Source organism: Salegentibacter sp. BDJ18, from assembly GCF_017579965.1.
Lineage (GTDB): Bacteria > Bacteroidota > Bacteroidia > Flavobacteriales > Flavobacteriaceae > Salegentibacter.
Genome location: NZ_JAFLQX010000002.1, coordinates 222,572 through 241,427 on the forward strand (window position 1 = coordinate 222,572; position 18,856 = coordinate 241,427).

The following is an 18,856-nucleotide window of genomic DNA, read 5'->3' on the forward strand; positions in this document are numbered from 1 at the left end:
TTAGAAAGAAATGAAAAAAACAATCACAAAATATTTAATATTCGCAGTCGTTATCCTTTTCTCAGTAAAGGGTATGGCTCAGCAAGACCCGCTGTTCACTCAGTATATGTATAATATGAGTGTAATAAACCCGGCCTACGCTACCGATGATCCTGGTATGCTTAACCTGGGGGGTATATACAGATCTCAATGGCAGAATGTTGACGGTGCACCAAGCACCGCCAACTTCTTTGCCCACACTCCAATTAGTGAAAGAGTAGAACTTGGTTTAACCGTAGTTCACGATGAAATTGGTGGTATTGTAAAAGAAAACAATATTACCGCCGATTTCGCTTACGTAATCCCAACTGGTGGAGAAAGCAAAATCTCTTTTGGTCTTAAAGGTGGTCTTACCACTTTTGATGCAAACCTTTCAGGATTGCAAGTAAATCAACCGGGAGATCCTGCTTTGGAAAATGTAAACGAAGTTTTCCCGGTATTTGGACTTGGTGCTTTTTGGTTTGGAGATAACTACTACTTAGGTGCTTCTGCTCCTAACGTGTTTACTTCAAAATACATTGAGAACGAACAGGAGATCGCAGCTTTAGGAGAAGAAGCAATTCACTACTATTTAACTGGTGGATATGTTTTTCAACTAAACCCAGATCTTAAATTGAAGCCTGCTTTTATGGCAAGAGGTGTTCAAGGTGCGCCGTTGGCAGTAGATGTTACTGCAAACGTTTTGTTATACGATAGGTTAGAAGCCGGTGTTGGTTACAGGTTTAATGAAACCATCACAGGACTTGTAAACTTCAAGATCACTCCTTCACTACGTGTAGGGTATGCTTACGATCACTTTACTTCAGAATTCGCTAATTACAATTTAGGTGGAACTCACGAGGTAATGTTGTTGTTTGATCTTGACCTGTTTGGCCTTACCAAAGGATATGACAAATCACCTAGATTCTTCTAAAAAACGAATAATATGAAAAATTTATATAGTACCCTTTTTATTCTTTTTATAGGCCTTGCCGCTTTTGGGCAAAACGCCGAAATAAAGAAAGCAGATAAATTGTTTGCTCAAAGAGCCTACATTGATGCTGCAGAAGCTTATGAAAAAGTTGTAGATAAAAATCAGGAGGTGCTACAAAACCTTGGAGATGCTTATTTCTACACAAACCAAATGGAAAGTGCTGCGGAAGTTTACCGCACACTTTTCCTTAGACATGAAGATATCACTGAACCTGAGTACAAATTCCGATTTGCACATTCTTTACGTGCTATTGGAGAACAGGAGGAAGCCGATAAGAATATGAGTGATTATACCGGTGAGGATATAAGCTACGAGGAATTTTCGCGTGAATTAGACACCATTGCTCCTCACGTTTATACTACGAACCAAATTATGAACAATAGTGCTTCAGCTGACTTTGGTATTGCGTTTTATGGAGACCGAATTACTTTTGCTTCCACAAGAAATCAGGAGCGTCCGGTTTATCCCTGGAACAAGAAACCAACCTTAGATCTATATTCTGCTGAAATGTCTGAAGACGGTGAACTAAGTGACATCGTTTTATTTTCTGATGAAATTAATACCGATGAGCACGAAAGTTCTGCTACTTTCAGTGAAGATGGTCAGGTAATGTACTTTGATCGTAACAGTGAGAAAAGAGTTAAGAATGAAGACGGAATTAGAGTTGGACACATTAAAATCTTCCGTGCAGAAATGGTAGATGGTGAATGGGACAATATTGAGGCTCTTCCTTTTACAAGTGACGCATACTCTACTGAGCATCCAAGCTTAAGCGCAGATGGCAGCAAACTTTATTTTGCCAGCGATATGCCAGGTACTGAAGGTTCTTTTGACATTTATGTTGTAGATGTAAATGAAGATGGTACTTACGGTGAACCAGAAAATCTTGGTACTGGGGTTAACACGCCACACCGTGAGCAATTTCCTTACATTAGTGAAGAGGGAGTACTTTACTTCGCTTCAGATGGTCACCAGGGATTTGGTAACTTAGATGTTTTTAGAGCTGAAGGAGATTTTTCTGAAGTTCAAAATCTTGGTAACACGGTAAACAGTGGTCACGACGATTTCGCATTCATTATAAATGAAGAAAAACAAAAAGGATATCTTGCTTCTAACAGAAGAGGATCAGATAACCTTTATGTATTCACCAGAGAAGATTATGTTCCTCCTGTAGTTGATTACGATGATAGAGAAACAAACCTTGAAACAGGAAGACAGCAATTAAGAGATGTTGGAAATATTTATTTCGATTTTGATAAAGCAACTATAAAAGCTGAGTCTAAACCAACTTTAGATAAGGTGGTAAGTATTATGAATAAATATCCTGAGCTTAAAATTGAAATTGGTTCTCACGCTGATGCAAGAGGATCTGATAAATATAACATGGGCTTATCTGAAAGACGTGCAGCCTCTACTTTAGAGTATCTTGTTGAAAAAGGCATAGACCGCAGCAGATTAACTTCTAAAGGTTATGGAGAAAGTATGCCGCTTAACGATTGTACTGAACCAACAGGATGTACAAACGAGCAGTATGCTAAAAACCGTCGTAGTGAATTCACTATTATGAATTAAATACTGACGAAAGTTTGTAGTTAACTACTAACTAACCAACCAGATGTGAAAAGCCCCGGAAAATTCCGGGGCTTTTTTATTGATCAAAATTCAGGAAATTGTTTTAACAAATAACGCTTAATCTTTCGGAGGATAACCTTCTAAAGCCTTATCCACGATCTTATCAAACATCGCCCTGCGTTGCTCTGGAGAAGCATTTGCATTGAATTTAGATTCTACAACAGCCTGCCAAATTAAGGAATCTTCAGTTACATCTATAAAGTCTACAGTGACTTCAAGAATCATAGTATTATTTTTTATAGGAATTCCTCCTGAAACTCCTACTCCCCCGCTTCTACCACCTCCACCAATACCAACGCCAATACTGCTTCGGTTCCGGTCAATAAATTCCCGGGAATAAGCATTTACATATATGCCAGGTTCTTCAGAAGTTGAAAAACCCTTCTCTTCAATCTTGTTTTTTAAACTGTTAATTAACCTGGACTCGTCCAATTGCGAAAGTCCAGACTGAAAATCGGGGAAAAGCTGATAGGTTTTGTAATTATTAAAACTTACCGTGTCATCATAATCATAAACCGCCTTTGGAGTATTACAGGATGAAACAAAGGCACAAACAAATAGTAACTTTATAAATTTCATAAGAATCAATTTTTGACTTTTTTACAAAAAAATGCAGCGTAGAAATTAATCCACGCTGCTTAAATTTAATCAAAAACCGTTCAGAAGATCTAAAGATTAACACAAATCCAAGATATCTCTACGTGTTTAATCTTATAATTTAGGAAGTTTCTTTATTTAGCATTTCCCATAACCTGTCCTTTAGCTCAGTTAATCCTTGTTGGGCTACCGAAGAAATAAACAAATAAGGCGCACCTAAATTCTTATCTAATTCGTGCTTCATCTCCAGTTTTAATTCGGCATCCAGCATATCACTTTTTGAAATTGCAATAAGGCGATCTTTATCCAACATCTCTGGGTTATACCTTCGCAATTCATCTAAGAGAATTTCATATTGTTCAGAAATATTGGGAGCATCTGCCGGGATTAAAAATAAGAGCGTAGAATTTCGCTCTATATGCCTTAGAAATCTATGGCCAATTCCTTTTCCTTCCGCAGCACCTTCAATAATCCCCGGAATATCAGCAACTACAAAAGTTTTAAAATCACGATATTCTACAATACCCAAATTAGGTTTTAATGTAGTAAACTCGTAATCGGCTATCTTAGGTTTTGCAGCGGTAATTACAGAAAGTAAAGTAGATTTTCCTGCATTTGGAAATCCAACCAATCCAACATCGGCAAGAATTTTTAACTCTAGCGTAATATCCACCTCTGTACCATCAATTCCCGGCTGAGAATAGCGCGGCGTTTGGTTCGTAGAACTTTTAAAATGCCAGTTTCCACGGCCACCCATACCACCTTCGGCAACCAGATATTCTTTACCGTCTTCTGTAATTTCGTGAATAATTTTTTGGGTTTCGGTGTCGCGAATTACAGTTCCTAAAGGCACTTCAATGTACTCATCGGCTCCTTCTGCCCCGGTGCTGCGTTGTTTACTACCATTGCTACCGTGTTCGGCACGAATATGCCTTTTAAACTTTAGATGATAAAGCGTCCAAAGGTTTTTGTTTCCCTTCACAATCACATGGCCACCACGGCCACCATCACCACCATCGGGTCCCCCTTTCGCAACGTATTTTTCGCGGTGCAAGTGTGAAGATCCGCTACCTCCTTTTCCGGAAGCTACATGAATCTTTACATAATCAACAAAATTCCCTTCAGTCATAGTTTAAAAATTAAATCAAAAACCTCTAGAAAAGCCCAGAAAGTTTAAATCGTAACAAACCTCAAAGAGGTATTAAGCTTGTAGCTTATCAATTACAGAGCTAAGACGTTCAGTGATTTCTTCAATAGAACCAACTCCGTCCACTCCATAATATTTGTCCTGTTTTTTATAGTATTCTTTCAGGATTGCAGTTTCATCATAGTAAACCTTAATCCTATTTCTTATCACAGATTCATCGGCATCATCTTTTCTTCCCGAAGTTTTTCCTCGTTCCAATAGTCTATTAACCAAAACCTCATCATCTACCTCTAAGGCAATCATCGCGGTTACTTCGGTATTTTTCAACTTCAGCAATTCAGCTAAAGCATCAGCCTGAGCTGCAGTTCTTGGAAAACCGTCAAAGATAAATCCGTTAGCACCTTCATTTTTATCAACTTCAGCATTCAACATCTTTATAGTAACCTCATCTGGTACTAATTGACCTTTATCCATAAAAGATTTAGCGTGCAAGCCTAATTCGGTTTCGCCTTTAATATTATGTCTAAAAACATCTCCCGTAGAAATGTGAATTAGTTTATATTTTTCCTTTAGAATGTCTGCCTGTGTTCCTTTGCCGGCGCCGGGAGGGCCAAACAAAACTAAATTTGTCATGTTATTTTCTTTAAGTTTATAGATTTGAGTAAGATTTCTACCTAAACCGTCATAGTCCAGGCCATAACCTACAATAAATTTATTGGGAATTTCAATTCCCCTGTATTTAATATTGAATTCCTTTTTATAAGCTTCAGGCTTGTAAAATAAGGTTGCCACCTCATAGTTGGCCACTTCTTCTTTTAAAAGAATTTTATTGATTTCTTCTAACGTATTACCGGTATCTACAATATCTTCCAGTAAAATTACATGCCGGTCTTTTAAAGATTGGTTTAATCCCAGGAGCGTTTTTACATTTCCGGTTGTTTTGGTGCCCTCGTAAGAACCAAGTTTTACAAAACTAACCTCGCAATCTGCATTAAATCTCTTTATAACTTCACTTGCAAACATAAAGGAACCGTTAAGTACTCCTAAGAATATGGGATTGGCATCCCTATAATCTTCATTAAGCTTATCGGCCACTTTATCTATAGCGGCATTGATTTCTTCTTCTGAAATATAAGGCTCAAACTCTAAATCGTGCAGTTTTATCAAATCTCAAAAATTTTAAAGGGCAAAGATAAGGATTCTTAACAACCCAAACTGCCAGATTTCCATAAGAATAATAGCACAGCTTGCCCTAAAAAATTATTTTTGCTGAAACTTTTAAGGTATGATCAATTATTTTTCTTCAGATTTTAAACTGGGAATTCTCGGTGGGGGCCAGTTGGGTAAAATGATGCTTTACGAAACCCGAAAATATGATATCCAAACCAACGTTGTAGACCCAAATCCTGAAGCACCCTGTAAAATTGCCTGTGATTATTTTGAAACCGGCGATCTTATGGATTTTGATACCGTGATTAATTTTGGAAGAAAAGTTGACGTGCTCACGTTTGAAATTGAAGGCGTAAATGTTGAAGCTTTAAAACAATTGCAAAAAGAAGGTGTGAAAACCTATCCTTCAGCTGAAACTTTAGAGAAAATACAGAATAAAGGAATTCAGAAGAATTTCTATAAAAAACATCAAATCCCAACCGCTGATTTTGAAGTTTTTTCAAATAAAAAAGAATTAATTTCTGCGCTTGAAAACAGTAAAATTAATCTTCCATTTGTTTGGAAAAGTACTACCGGCGGCTATGATGGCAAAGGAGTTTCGGTTATAAAAAATAAAGAAGCTTTAAACGAGCTTCCCGATGCTGAATGTATTGCCGAAACACTGGTTCCTTTTAAAAATGAATTGGCAGTAATCGTCGCAAGATCTGCTTCAGGTGAAGTAAAAACGTATCCCGTAGTAGAAATGGAATTTCATCCTACCGCAAACCAGGTGGAGTATGTGATTTGCCCGGCTAGAATTGAAGAATCCGTAGCGCAAAAAGCCAGGGAACTCGCAGTTAAGGTTTCCGAAGCTTTTGAACATGTGGGTTTACTTGCTGTAGAAATGTTCCAGACCGAAAATGATGAGATTTTAGTAAACGAAGTCGCTCCAAGACCCCACAATAGCGGACATTACAGTATTGAAGCCAGTTACACCAATCAGTTTGAACAACATATTCGAGCTATTTTAGATTTACCTTTAGGAAACACCGATAGTAAAGTGGGCGGAATTATGGTAAATTTAGTGGGCGATGCCAATCACGAAGGGGAAGTGGTTTATGAGAATATTGAGAAGATAATGAAAATGCCGGGCGTGACGCCTCATATTTACGGTAAGAAAATAACCCGTCCTTTTAGAAAAATGGGCCACGTAACTATTGTAAATAAAGACCTGGCCGAAGCAAGAAAAATAGCCGAACAGGTTAAGAATTCAATTAAAGTTATTTCCAAATAATAAACTTTTCGAAGTTTTTGAACATAAAATTATGAGCAAAGTAGCAGTAATAATGGGAAGTACCAGCGATTTACCGGTAATGCAAGATGCAATAGACATCCTGGAAGGTTTTGACCTGGAAGTAGAAGTAGATATCGTTTCCGCCCATCGCACCCCAGAAAAATTATTCGAATACGGAAAAACCGCACATGAACGCGGCATAAAAGTAATTATAGCCGGTGCCGGAGGCGCAGCTCACCTGCCGGGAATGATAGCATCGCTCTCCCCCCTTCCAGTAATTGGTGTGCCGGTAAAATCCAGCAATTCTATAGATGGGTGGGATTCGGTTTTATCTATTTTACAAATGCCAGGCGGAGTTCCGGTTGCCACCGTAGCATTAAACGGAGCAAAAAACGCAGGAATCCTTGCCGCTCAAATTATTGGAACTTCAGATAAATGTACTTTAGACAAGATATTAGTCTATAAAGAAGGACTCAAAGAGAAAGTAATTGAAGGCGCCAAAAAGGTGAAAAAATAACAAAAGCCACGTCTTGCGACGTGGCTTTCTTTGTAGTAAACTCACCTAAATCTGTACAAATTATTTATTAACCATTCTAAATATTTAAACCAGAAAAAACTTTAAAAGCTACTACAATTTTAAAACGTTCAATATTTTAAAGCCGAAATATACAGTTTTTTAAAGAAAAACAACGTTTTGTGTTAAAAAAAGTTACTAAAAACGTCAAATTTAGGTTAAGTACATTACCTGTATAGCTCAGGAAATGTTTAATAGATAAATTTGAAATTATAATTAAAAGAAAAGAGATAATGACGACTCAAAATAATCCACTTTTACAGGAATTTGATCACGCTCCATTTTCAAAAATTGAGAATAAGCATTTTAAACCCGCCATAATAAAAGCCATAGAAATGGCTCGGGAAGAAATTAATGCGATTGCAACAAATGCCGATGAAGCTACTTTTCCATATACCATTGAAACTTTAGAATTTTCAGGAGAAAAATTAGATAGAGTAACCAGCATATTTTTCAATCTTAATTCTGCGGAAACCAATGAAGATATTCAGCAAATCGCACAGGAAGTTTCCCCACTTTTATCAGAATTCAGAAATGATATTATTCTAAATAAAGCACTTTTTGAAAAAGTGAAATCGGTTTATAATAAGAAAGACCAGCTTGACCTGAATACGGAGCAAAAAACGCTTTTAGACCGAAAATACAAGGCTTTTTCGCGAAACGGAGCCAATTTGCCAATAGAAAAGCAAAACGAACTTAGAGATATAGACAAGAAACTTTCAAAATCAAGCCTTGATTTTGGCCAAAATGTACTTGCCGAAACCAATAAATTTGAATTACATCTTACCGATGAAAACGATCTAAAAGGCCTACCGGAAAGTTTTAATGAAGAAGCTGCACAAGCAGCAGCTTCTAAAGAAAAAGAAGGCTGGATCTTCACCCTTGAATATCCAAGCTACCTTCCTTTTATGAAATATGCTGAAAACAGGGAACTGCGCAAGAAAATGGCACTTGCTTTTGGCTCAAAAGGATTTCACGGCGATGAGTTAGACAACCAGGAGAATGTGCTGCAAATTGCTAAGTTAAGATACCAGCGCGCACAGCTTTTAGGTTATAAAACCCACGCACATTTTGTATTGGAAGAGCGTATGGCTGAAACCCCGGAAAAAGTGAATAGCTTTTTGGAAGAAATTCTTGAAAAAGCAAAACCTGCTGCTGAGCGCGAATTCAAAGAATTAGAAAATTTCGCAAAAGATCTGGATGGAATTGACCAGTTACAAAAATGGGATGCCGCTTTTTACAGCGAAAAATTAAAGCAGAAATTATTCAATCTCGATGACGAAAAACTAAAACCTTATTTTAAACTTGAGAATGTAATAGACGGAGTTTTCACGGTAGCCCAAAAACTTTATGGCTTGAGTTTTAAAGAAGTTTTTGATGTAGATAAATATCATGAAGATGTAAAAACCTACCAGGTACTTGATGAGAATAATAAAGAAATGGCACTGTTTTACGCCGATTTCCACCCAAGACCGGGAAAAAGAGATGGCGCCTGGATGACGGGTTATAAATCGCAATACAAGAAAGATGGCGAGGAAGAACGTCCGCATATTTCTATTGTTTGCAACTTCACCAAACCTTCTAAAAAACAACCTTCATTATTAACTTTTAACGAGGTCACCACGCTTTTCCACGAATTTGGCCACGCGCTTCACGGGATGCTGGGAGATACTGAATATCCAAGTTTATCGGGTGCAAATGTCTATTGGGATTTTGTAGAACTTCCAAGTCAGTTATTAGAAAACTGGTGTTATGAAGAGGAAGCGCTTCAGTTGTTCGCGAAGCATTACGAAACCGGAGAAGTAATTCCTATGGAGTTGATTCAGAAAATAAAAGAATCTGCAAATTTCCAGGAAGGAATGGCCACGGTAAGACAACTAAGCTTCGGAATGTTAGACCTCAGCTGGCACGGTGTAGATCCTTCAGCAATTACAGATGTTAAGGCGAATGAAGACAATGCTTTTGAGCGCACTAAGTTATTCCCCAATGTTGCTGAAAACTGTATGAGTACTGCATTTTCTCATATTTTCCAGGGCGGATATTCTGCAGGTTATTATTCCTATAAATGGGCAGAAGTATTAGATGCCGATACTTTTGAATATTTTCAGCAAAACGGAATTTTTAGCAGAGAAGTTGCCAATAAATTCAAGACGAATATACTTTCACAGGGTGGCACAGATCACCCTATGACGCTTTATAAGAAATTCCGCGGAAAAGAACCAAAACCCGATGCCTTATTAAAACGCGCCGGATTAATTGAGAAATAAGTTTAGTTAAAAGGTTGTCTGACACACTTTTGTGTTGTCAAGCTGAATTTGATTCAGCTTCTAACATGTTTAGTTTATAAGATCTTAGATCCTGAAATAAATTCAGGATGACGATTAATTCAGACAACCTTTTATATTTTTTAATCAATTTTCCACCTTAAAAACCTTATAAGATCTATAACTTATAATGTCAAATACTTTTGTTAATTTTGATTTGACCTTGAAGTAAGCCTATGCCAACTCATAAACTCGATCCTACAAAATGGGTGGATAAATATTCCGATTACCTATTTAACTACGCTATTGTTAGGGTTAACGATCGCGAGGTGGCCAACGATTTAATTTCTGAAACCTTTCTTGCAGGCCTTAATTCTAAAGATAATTTTGAAGGAAGGGCCACAGAGCGCACCTGGCTTATTTCTATTTTGAAGCGAAAAATCATAGATTATTACCGCAAAATAAACTCTATAAAAGGTCAGGCCGAAGTTCGCATCAATTATTCAGATTCTGAAAATAATGGCGATTGGATGGAGGAACAGGTAGCCGATGCTTTTGATCGTACTGCCGAGGATGAGATGGAAAACACCGAGTTGGGAATGGCTATTTTAGAGTGTCTCGATCAAATAAACGAAAAACACGCTGCCATCTTTAAGATGAAAACCATTGATGAGGCTGATACTGAGGCCGTATGTAAAGAATTCAATATTAGTCCGTCTAACCTTTGGGTAATCATTCACAGGGCGCGCACCGCATTGGCCGCATGCCTTGAAAAAAACTGGTTCTAAGTTATGCCGAAAAGAAAATTTTTCATTTTTGACTGTTCAAAAGCAGAAAATTGCTGCGACAAAAGCCAATATAACGAGGCTGGAACACGCGAAAAACTATCAATGCTTATGCATTTGCTTTTATGCAAACCCTGCCGCAAGTACACTTCCAAAAACACTAAACTCACCCATTTAATAAAAAAATCTAAGCTTAAAACTTGTTCTGAAGAAGAAAAAAAAGCCTGGAAAAACAGCATTGAAAAAGAAATGGCTAAAGGAGAATCTTAGCTAGCAGCCAAACTAAAAGCCAAAACACCGGAATTCCTTCCACCCAAAAAGCCGAATAATAACTTCCCTGATCTATCCGCGCTGCTTTTATAAAATACGCCGAAACCAATAAAGCAAGACTTAAAGCAATTAAGTTGATTACAGAAAAATAAGATTTCAGCAACTCCAAAAACAGCATAATCCCTAATAATATATAACCGATTTTTTTAGTATTCGATATTCCTATTTGCTGCGGAATTGTATTTAAATTCCCAGAATCAAACTTCAAGTCCCTTATCTCAAACGGAAGCGTTATAGCAATTACAAAGAAAAAACGCTGCAAAAAAGTGAGGCCGATTTCCTGTAAAGAAACCTGATTCATCAGTGGCAAAATAACGGTCACCCCCGCCCAAACCACGGCAATAATAAAAATTTTAATCCCACCAATATTTCTAAGATTTTGCCTGTTTTTCCCTAAAGGAATAGCATACAGTAAAGTAAAAACTCCCAAAATAGCAGCAGCTAACAGTATTTTTAATTCCTGCTGAAAAGCAAAATACAGCAACGCCAGGAAGCAAAAAAAGGAGAAAATCTGTATCAATTTTAGGTTTCGGGCAAGGCTGGCGTGATGCAGTTTAGCGATGCCGGCATACTTCACAAAATTATAGCCGGTAATGCTTCCGAAAAAAATAAAAAACAGCAGGTTTTTATCAATTTCAATATTGAATTCCAGGAAGCTTAGTAAGCTTAACGAAACCACGGCCAAAGCCACGTGCAGACTACTATTTATATAGAAATCCAATATATTTTTAAAACGCTGCATCCTGCTAAATTAATCATTCTTCTCACAACCAAAACGGACGTCTTAAATCTTAACAAGTGTATACGCCTAATCACTAAAAAATTACGTTTAAAATATGTACTTTTGCAGCACAAAACACAACTTTATTTTAATGAGAACAGATTCTTTTGCCCTACGCCATATTGGCCCCAGAGAAAGCAATCTCCAGGCAATGTTGGACACCATTGGTGTAGATTCGTTAGAACAGTTAATATACGAAACCATCCCCGACGATATTCGTTTAAAATCACCCTTAAATTTACCTGCTGCACTTAGCGAAAATCAATATGCCGAGCATATTGGGAAGCTAGCTGCAAAAAACAAGGTTTTTAAGACATATATAGGTCTTGGTTACCACCAGGGAATATTACCGGCGGTGATTCAGCGAAATATTCTGGAAAACCCGGGTTGGTATACAGCCTACACGCCTTACCAGGCAGAAATTGCCCAGGGAAGACTGGAAGCTTTATTAAATTTCCAAACTATGGTAAGCGATCTTACCGGAATGGAAATCGCCAATGCTTCACTTTTAGATGAATCTACCGCTGCGGCAGAAGCTATGGGACTTTTATTCGCTGTTCGCGATCGTAAGCAAAAGAAAGATGAAGTAAATAAATTCTTTGTTTCTGAACAGGCGTTACCACAAACCATAGATCTTATTAAAACGCGTGCCGATTTTATGGGCATAGAGTTAGTGGTTGGTAATCATGAAGAATTTGATTTTAGCGATAAATTCTTTGGAGCTTTAGTACAATATCCGGGGAAATTCGGTCAGGTTTTTAACTATGCCGATTTTGTTTCAAAATGTAAAGATGCTGACATAAAAGTAGCTGTTGCTGCAGATATTTTGAGTTTGGTTAAACTACAGGCGCCGGGAGAACTTGGTGTAGATGTAGTTGTTGGGACCACTCAGCGTTTTGGAATTCCATTAGGATATGGTGGACCTCACGCTGCTTATTTTGCTACTAAAGAAGAATATAAAAGAAATCTTCCCGGAAGAATTATTGGGGTAACCAAAGATCTTGATGGGAACCACGCCTTAAGAATGGCGCTCCAAACCCGCGAGCAGCATATAAAACGTGACCGTGCTACTTCTAACATTTGTACCGCACAGGTTCTACTGGCCGTGATGGCGGGAATGTATGCAGTTTACCACGGACCCGATGGTCTAAAATATATTGCTGATACCGTTCATTTTTCTACAGTTACTTTAGCTGAAGAACTTGAGAAAATGGGTATTAAGCAGCTTAATTCAGCTTATTTTGATACTCTGCAGGTGAAAGCTGATGCGCAAAAAATTAAAGCTGAAGCTGAAAAGAACGAGATCAATTTCTATTACCCAGATGCTGAAACGGTTTGTATTTCTTTAAATGAAACTACAACCCAGGACGACATCAATAATATTCTAAAAGTTTTCGCTACAGTTTCAGGTGAAAAATCTACTGAAATTGAAAGCTTAAAAGAGGAATCTGCAATTCCTTCAGCATTACAGAGAAAAACCGATTTTTTAACGCATAAAGTATTCAACCTTTACCATTCAGAAACTGAATTGATGCGTTATATCAAAAAACTGGAACGCAAAGATCTTTCTTTGAACCAGTCTATGATTTCGCTTGGAAGCTGTACCATGAAATTAAACGCAGCTTCAGAAATGCTTCCTTTAAGCAATCCGCAATGGGGGAATATTCACCCGTTTGTGCCGGTAGAACAAGCTGAAGGTTACCAGATTGTATTAAAAAGACTGGAAGATCAATTAACAGAGATCACCGGATTTTCTGCAACTTCACTTCAGCCAAATTCTGGTGCGCAGGGGGAATATGCAGGCTTGATGACGATTAGAGCTTACCATGAATCTAAAGGTGAAGGTCATAGAAATATTTGTTTAATTCCATCTTCGGCTCACGGTACCAACCCAGCTTCTGCAGTAATGGCGGGAATGAAAGTGGTAGTAACCAAAGCTTCAGAAAACGGAAATATAGATGTAGACGATCTTCGCGAGAAAGCGATAAAACATAAAGATAACCTTGCCGCTTTAATGGTAACCTATCCATCTACCCACGGGGTTTTTGAATCGGCTATTAAAGAAATTACCCAAATTATCCACAATAACGGTGGGCAGGTTTATATGGATGGTGCAAATATGAATGCCCAGGTTGGTTTAACTAACCCTGGAGTAATTGGTGCCGATGTTTGTCATTTAAACCTACATAAAACCTTTGCAATTCCACACGGAGGCGGTGGCCCTGGAGTTGGACCAATTTGCGTTGCAGAACAATTAAAACCATTTTTACCCGGAAACCCGGTAATTAAAACCGGTGGAGAAAATGCTATTGGCGCAATTTCTTCAGCACCATGGGGTTCTTCTTTGGTATGCCTTATTTCTTATGGTTACATAACCATGTTGGGAAGTAAAGGACTTCAAAAAGCTACGGAATATGCAATTCTTAATGCCAATTACGTAAAAGAGCGTTTAAACGAACATTACAAAACATTATATTCTGGAGAACGTGGCCGCGCTGCTCACGAGATGATCTTAGATTGCCGACCATTTAAAGAGAATGGAATTGAAGTAGTGGATATCGCCAAGCGATTGATAGATTACGGCTTCCACGCTCCTACTGTTTCTTTCCCTGTGGCAGGAACTATGATGATAGAACCTACCGAAAGTGAAAGCAAAGCTGAACTGGATAGATTCTGTGATGCATTAATTTCTATTAGGCAGGAAATTGAAGAGTTGAATAGTGAAGAAGATAACGTGCTTAAAAACGCACCGCATACTATTACTATGCTAACTTCAGATGAATGGAAATTCTCTTACACAAGAGAAAAAGCAGCTTACCCGCTAAATTATGTATCAGAAAATAAATTCTGGCCAAGCGTAAGACGTGTAGACGAAGCATTTGGAGATAGAAATTTAATGTGTACCTGCCCTCCTATTGAGGAGTATATGGAAGCTTAAGATTTAATTAAAATGCCTGAAAATTTTCTACGGAAATTATTCCAGAATTCTTTTCAGGCATTTTCTATTATGTGACTTTCGTCACATTTCAGTTTATTTTTCCATTTTGTTTAAAGCTCATTATATTTGTAATTAGTACATTGGAAGTTTAATCTTAATTTAAAAGTCAGATGAATATTAAAATTACCGGCACAGGTAGTTATATCCCTAAAGTTATAACCGCAAATGCTGACTTTGACAATCATGAATTTTTCAACCTTGATGGAACAGGATTTCCACAAGACAATAAAACAACAATTGCCAAATTTAAAGCCATAACGGGAATTGAAGAACGGCGTTATCTTGAAGAGAATTTAAACACTTCAGATATGGCAGTTATCGCGGCTCAGCAAGCTTTAGAAACTTCTAATACAGATCCCGAAACCTTAGATTATATTATTGTCGCCCATAATTATGGCGATGTTAAACACGAAAGCATTCAGAGCGATACCGTACCAAGTATGGCTACTCGCGTGAAATATCATTTACGGATTAAAAATCCAAAATGTGTTGGCTACGATGTACTTTTTGGCTGCCCGGGTTGGATTGAAGGAATGATACAGGCACAGGCATTTATTAAAGCCGGAATGGCAAAAAAATGTTTGGTAATTGGTGCCGAAGCTCTATCTCGAGTTGTAGATAAACACGACCGTGACTCTATGATTTTTTCTGATGGTGCTGGAGCCGTGGTTTTAGAAGAAACCGAAGAAGAAGGTGGAATCCTCGCGCACGAATCTGGTACTTATGCTTTTAATGAAGCAAATTATATTTACTTCGGAAAATCTAACCGAACTGAAGCGCCAGACGATCTACGATATATTAAAATGAATGGCCGCAAGATATATGAATTTGCACTGATGCACGTTCCCGGGGCGATGAAAACCTGCCTGGAAAATAGCGGAAAAGACATAAAAGACCTTAAAAAGATCTTTATTCACCAGGCTAACGAGAAGATGGACGAAGCGATTATAAAACGCTTTTATAAACTTCATAAACAAGAAGTTCCAGATAAGGTAATGCCTATGACCATTCAGGAGTTAGGTAACAGCAGTGTGGCTACCGTTCCCACGCTCTACGATCTTGTGGTAAAAAATAAAATTGCCGATCAACAACTTGAAAAAGGAGATGTGGTGATGTTCGCCAGCGTTGGTGCTGGGATGAATGTGAATGCGATAGTTTACCAATACTAGATGTACGAAAACAGCTTCCCCAATAAACGATACAAGGAAACTTTAGAATTTTTAGAAGCTAATGTACCCGCCCCTGAAAAAATTCTTGATTTAGGCGTAAAAAACCCTTTTTCAGAAATTATGGAAAAACATAATTACAAGGTGCAAAATACCGAAGGGGAAGATCTGGACATAAACACTACAGCCGTAGAAACTACCGCTTATAATGTGGTAACTGCATTCGAAATTTTTGAGCACCTGGTTTCTCCTTATAACATCATATCAAATATTAAAGCCGATAAATTAGTTGCCACAGTTCCGCTTAAATTGTGGTTTTCTAGCGCCTATCGAAGCAAAACAGATATGCGCGACCGGCATTACCACGAGTTTGAAGACTGGCAATTTGATTGGCTTTTAGAAAAAGCAGGATGGAAAATTATTAGCAGAAAAAAGTGGACCAATCCTGTCAACAAATTGGGAATTAGACCAATTTTAAGATATTTCACGCCTAGATATTACGCGGTTTATGCCGAAAGGATTTAAGCGAAATTAATCTTTGCAGAACCTTTAAATTTCGCCACTTGAAGACCTATATTATTATTCCGGCATATAATGAAGCTGAATTTATTGGCGAAACTCTTCAGTCTTTAATCGACCAAAGTCAACCGGCTGATAAAATTGTAGTGGTAGATGACGGCTCTACTGACAGAACTCCGGAAATAGCCTCAGAATTCACTGAAAAACATCCCGAAATCTTACTTGTAAAAAATGTTTCAGAAGGCAAGCATTTGCCCGGCAGCAAAGTAGTGAAGGCTTTTAATTTAGGTTTTAAAACACTTGACGACGATTTTGACATTGTATGTAAGTTTGATGCCGATCTAATTTTTCCGAAGGATTATTTAGAGAAAATTAGCCTTCATTTTAAGGAAAATACCAAAATCGGTATGGTTGGTGGTTTTTGTGAAATTCAGAAAAATGGAGAGTGGATCCTGGAAAATCTAACAGGAAAAGATCATATTCGCGGTGCGTTAAAAGCTTATCGTAAAGCCTGTTTTAAAAATATTGACGGCCTTAAACCGGCTATGGGCTGGGATACCGTAGATGAACTACTTGCACAGTACCACGGCTGGGAAATAAAAACCGATGAAAACCTTAGAGTAAAACATCTTAAACCTACCGGGAAGAACTACAATAAAACTTCAAAATATAAGCAGGGAGAAGCTTTTTACAGCTTGAGGTATGGTTTTGTGATCACTTTTATAGCTTCAGCTAAACTCGCCTTTAAAAAGAAAGACTTCAGCTTTTTCCTTAACTGTATCACCGGATTTCTATATGCTAAAAATGAAAAACGACCTTATCTTGTAAATAAAGATGAAGGCCGTTTTATAAAGAATTTACGCTGGAAAAAAATGCAGGAGAAATTATTCTGAAATTTCAGTTTCTTCAGCATCGAGCATCATGTATAATGGTTTTCCGGTAGTTCCATTTGGAAATGAGATTCCTAAAATTGCTGATACCGTTGGTGCGATATCTACAATTTCTGTTCTTTGGGTTGTGCTGCCTTTCTTCACTCCGTTTCCGTAGAAAATTAAAGGAGCGTGGGTATCGTACATCAATCCGCTACCGTGGGTAGAACCGGTTTCGGAATATACAATAGTTGCAGGATCTAAAACATACACCAAATCTCCACTCCTCTTTTGATTAAATCCGTTTTGAATAGCTGCGCCTGCACCGGTTACAAAACTACCGCTGCTAAGCTGATCCCTGGTATACACTTTATCTATTTGATCTAACTGAAGAATATAATGTGCCAATTTAGCCTGTAACTCTGAAGAGCTGATTTCGGCTTCTTCCATCACTTCATAATTAAAGAAAATCTGGCTGTTATAAACACTTTCTATAAGTTCATCTTCATCAAATTCTTTTAAAACAAAATCTTTAAGTTTATCTTCAAATACATCAGATTCAAAATATCCTGCCGGTATATTTACAGATTCAAGATAAGCAGGAACATCTACTCCACCGTGATCTGCGGTTAAAAAAATTGTATAATTACCTTCGCCAACTTTCGCATTTAATTCTTCTAAAAGTTGTGCTATATTTTTATCAAGCCTAAGATAAGTATCCTGAATCTCTTTAGAATTCACTCCAAAGTTATGACCTATCTTATCGGGACTTGAAAAACTTAGGGTAAGGAAATCGGTATCAACATCCTGTCCCAATTCTTCAGCTTCAATTGCCGCTAAAGCAAATTCCAGGGTAATATCATTTCCATAAGATGAATTTTCAATGATATCAAACCCACCATTTTCTTCACTCAACTCCTCAAGGTCGTATGGAAAAGTAGCATCTTCTTTTCCTCTAAAACCACCTTCAAAATTATTCTTATCACTTCCGCTTTCGTTATAGCTTTCAATATCATGTAAAGTAGTCCACGGTTTCAGGTAAGCCTCTACTTTATCTGAATCATTAAAGTCTTTTACCCATTGCGGTAGTTCTTCCATATAAAATGAACTGGTAATCCACTTCCCTTCATCAGAGCCATGAAACCAATAAGCTGCGTTTGCAGTATGGCCTGCCGGAAGAATAGACCCTCTATCTTTAATAGAAACCCCAATTGTTTTTCCGCGCATTTGAGTATGCAAGCGGTTTTCATCGGCTACCGTAGTGGTTTTCATTCTATGCGGAGACATTTTCCCGGCATCATCTTCAGTTCCAACCGGCTCTACAGAATCGTCTCCTGCGCAATAAACCGATTCGTGTATAAATTTATCGTACCAGCCGTTACCAATAATGCCGTGATTCATTGGGCTGGTTCCAGTATAAACCGAAGCGTGTCCCGGCCCGGTATAAGTAGGCACATAATTAAAATGATTATTCTTAAAATTATAACCATCATTTATCAATTTTTTGAAACCGTCTTCACCAAACCTGTCCCAAAATCTCGTAAGATAATCGTAGCGCATTTGGTCTACCACAATTCCTACAACCAGTTTAGGTTTTTCTTCTTCATTCTCCTGGGAAAAACCCTGAAATGCCAAAAATGTAACCAATAATAAAAATGTAAATCGCTTCATTATATTTTGTTTTATAGAAGTAGCCCAAAAATACTAAACTTATTAGGCTAAAGATTAATTCTACGTTA

Annotated in this window: 15 protein-coding genes; 10 read left to right on the forward strand and 5 right to left on the reverse strand. The window is 37.7% G+C overall.

What is annotated here, in order from left to right:
* Window positions 1–10: 10 nt before the first annotated feature.
* Both J0871_RS01730 and J0871_RS01735 read left to right on the forward strand, forming a co-directional pair.
* Window positions 11–952 (forward strand): type IX secretion system membrane protein PorP/SprF, encoded by a 942-nt coding sequence (locus J0871_RS01730; protein ID WP_208222937.1) that lies wholly within the window; start codon window positions 11–13, stop codon window positions 950–952.
* A 12-nt stretch (window positions 953–964) separates the two neighbouring features.
* A complete protein-coding gene (locus tag J0871_RS01735) occupies window positions 965–2,584 on the forward strand; it encodes an OmpA family protein (RefSeq protein WP_208222939.1) in 1,620 nt (539 codons plus the stop codon).
* Window positions 2,585–2,701: 117 nt separating this feature from the next.
* Here J0871_RS01735 and J0871_RS01740 read toward each other — a convergent pair whose 3' ends face one another.
* From J0871_RS01740 to J0871_RS01750, 3 genes are all read right to left on the reverse strand, one after another.
* A complete protein-coding gene (locus tag J0871_RS01740) occupies window positions 2,702–3,223 on the reverse strand; it encodes a DUF4136 domain-containing protein (protein ID WP_208222941.1) in 522 nt (173 codons plus the stop codon).
* Window positions 3,224–3,362: 139 nt separating this feature from the next.
* A complete protein-coding gene (obgE, locus tag J0871_RS01745; RefSeq protein WP_208222943.1) occupies window positions 3,363–4,370 on the reverse strand; it encodes a GTPase ObgE in 1,008 nt (335 codons plus the stop codon).
* Between the two features lie 72 nt (window positions 4,371–4,442).
* Complete coding sequence (locus J0871_RS01750; protein ID WP_208222945.1) at window positions 4,443–5,555, reverse strand: adenylate kinase; 1,113 nt, start codon at window positions 5,553–5,555, stop codon at window positions 4,443–4,445.
* A 118-nt stretch (window positions 5,556–5,673) separates the two neighbouring features.
* Here J0871_RS01750 and J0871_RS01755 point away from each other — a divergent pair, with 118 nt between their 5' ends.
* From J0871_RS01755 to J0871_RS01770, 4 genes are all read left to right on the forward strand, one after another.
* Window positions 5,674–6,831: a 5-(carboxyamino)imidazole ribonucleotide synthase gene (locus tag J0871_RS01755; protein ID WP_208222947.1), complete on the forward strand. Its 1,158-nt coding sequence runs from the start codon at window positions 5,674–5,676 to the stop codon at window positions 6,829–6,831.
* A 31-nt stretch (window positions 6,832–6,862) separates the two neighbouring features.
* On the forward strand, window positions 6,863–7,348 hold the full coding sequence (purE, locus tag J0871_RS01760) for a 5-(carboxyamino)imidazole ribonucleotide mutase (RefSeq protein WP_037319155.1): 486 nt from the start codon (window positions 6,863–6,865) through the stop codon (window positions 7,346–7,348).
* A 290-nt stretch (window positions 7,349–7,638) separates the two neighbouring features.
* Window positions 7,639–9,672 carry a M3 family metallopeptidase gene (locus tag J0871_RS01765; RefSeq protein WP_208222950.1) on the forward strand — a complete coding sequence of 678 codons (2,034 nt, stop codon included), beginning with the start codon at window positions 7,639–7,641 and terminating at the stop codon, window positions 9,670–9,672.
* A gap of 233 nt (window positions 9,673–9,905) precedes the next feature.
* A complete protein-coding gene (locus tag J0871_RS01770; RefSeq protein WP_037319151.1) occupies window positions 9,906–10,457 on the forward strand; it encodes a sigma-70 family RNA polymerase sigma factor in 552 nt (183 codons plus the stop codon).
* A 250-nt stretch (window positions 10,458–10,707) separates the two neighbouring features.
* Here J0871_RS01770 and J0871_RS01775 read toward each other — a convergent pair whose 3' ends face one another.
* On the reverse strand, window positions 10,708–11,526 hold the full coding sequence (locus J0871_RS01775) for a hypothetical protein (RefSeq protein ID WP_208222951.1): 819 nt from the start codon (window positions 11,524–11,526) through the stop codon (window positions 10,708–10,710).
* A gap of 130 nt (window positions 11,527–11,656) precedes the next feature.
* Here J0871_RS01775 and gcvP point away from each other — a divergent pair, with 130 nt between their 5' ends.
* The 4 genes from gcvP to J0871_RS01795 all read left to right on the forward strand — a co-directional run bounded on the left by gcvP (window position 11,657) and on the right by J0871_RS01795 (window position 17,141).
* Window positions 11,657–14,503 carry an aminomethyl-transferring glycine dehydrogenase gene (gene gcvP / locus J0871_RS01780; RefSeq protein WP_208222953.1) on the forward strand — a complete coding sequence of 949 codons (2,847 nt, stop codon included), beginning with the start codon at window positions 11,657–11,659 and terminating at the stop codon, window positions 14,501–14,503.
* Between the two features lie 170 nt (window positions 14,504–14,673).
* Window positions 14,674–15,732 (forward strand): ketoacyl-ACP synthase III, encoded by a 1,059-nt coding sequence (locus J0871_RS01785; RefSeq protein WP_208222955.1) that lies wholly within the window; start codon window positions 14,674–14,676, stop codon window positions 15,730–15,732.
* On the forward strand, window positions 15,733–16,254 hold the full coding sequence (locus J0871_RS01790) for a methyltransferase (protein WP_208222957.1): 522 nt from the start codon (window positions 15,733–15,735) through the stop codon (window positions 16,252–16,254).
* A gap of 38 nt (window positions 16,255–16,292) precedes the next feature.
* Window positions 16,293–17,141 carry a glycosyltransferase family 2 protein gene (locus J0871_RS01795; RefSeq protein ID WP_208222959.1) on the forward strand — a complete coding sequence of 283 codons (849 nt, stop codon included), beginning with the start codon at window positions 16,293–16,295 and terminating at the stop codon, window positions 17,139–17,141.
* Here J0871_RS01795 and pafA read toward each other — a convergent pair.
* Window positions 17,133–18,788: an alkaline phosphatase PafA gene (gene pafA / locus J0871_RS01800; RefSeq protein ID WP_208222961.1), complete on the reverse strand. Its 1,656-nt coding sequence runs from the start codon at window positions 18,786–18,788 to the stop codon at window positions 17,133–17,135. The genes J0871_RS01795 and pafA overlap by 9 nt on opposite strands.
* Window positions 18,789–18,856 lie beyond the last annotated feature (68 nt).

Coding starts and splice junctions, on each gene's coding strand:
- gcvP (WP_208222953.1), top strand. CDS start 11,657: ATGAGAACAGATTCTTTTGCCCTACGCCATATTGGCCCCAGAGAAAGC.
- J0871_RS01755 (WP_208222947.1), top strand. CDS start 5,674: ATGATCAATTATTTTTCTTCAGATTTTAAACTGGGAATTCTCGGTGGG.
- J0871_RS01775 (WP_208222951.1), bottom strand. CDS start 11,526: ATGCAGCGTTTTAAAAATATATTGGATTTCTATATAAATAGTAGTCTG.
- J0871_RS01770 (WP_037319151.1), top strand. CDS start 9,906: ATGCCAACTCATAAACTCGATCCTACAAAATGGGTGGATAAATATTCC.
- purE (WP_037319155.1), top strand. CDS start 6,863: ATGAGCAAAGTAGCAGTAATAATGGGAAGTACCAGCGATTTACCGGTA.
- pafA (WP_208222961.1), bottom strand. CDS start 18,788: ATGAAGCGATTTACATTTTTATTATTGGTTACATTTTTGGCATTTCAG.
- J0871_RS01765 (WP_208222950.1), top strand. CDS start 7,639: ATGACGACTCAAAATAATCCACTTTTACAGGAATTTGATCACGCTCCA.
- J0871_RS01785 (WP_208222955.1), top strand. CDS start 14,674: ATGAATATTAAAATTACCGGCACAGGTAGTTATATCCCTAAAGTTATA.
- J0871_RS01740 (WP_208222941.1), bottom strand. CDS start 3,223: ATGAAATTTATAAAGTTACTATTTGTTTGTGCCTTTGTTTCATCCTGT.
- J0871_RS01790 (WP_208222957.1), top strand. CDS start 15,733: ATGTACGAAAACAGCTTCCCCAATAAACGATACAAGGAAACTTTAGAA.
- J0871_RS01735 (WP_208222939.1), top strand. CDS start 965: ATGAAAAATTTATATAGTACCCTTTTTATTCTTTTTATAGGCCTTGCC.
- J0871_RS01730 (WP_208222937.1), top strand. CDS start 11: ATGAAAAAAACAATCACAAAATATTTAATATTCGCAGTCGTTATCCTT.
- obgE (WP_208222943.1), bottom strand. CDS start 4,370: ATGACTGAAGGGAATTTTGTTGATTATGTAAAGATTCATGTAGCTTCC.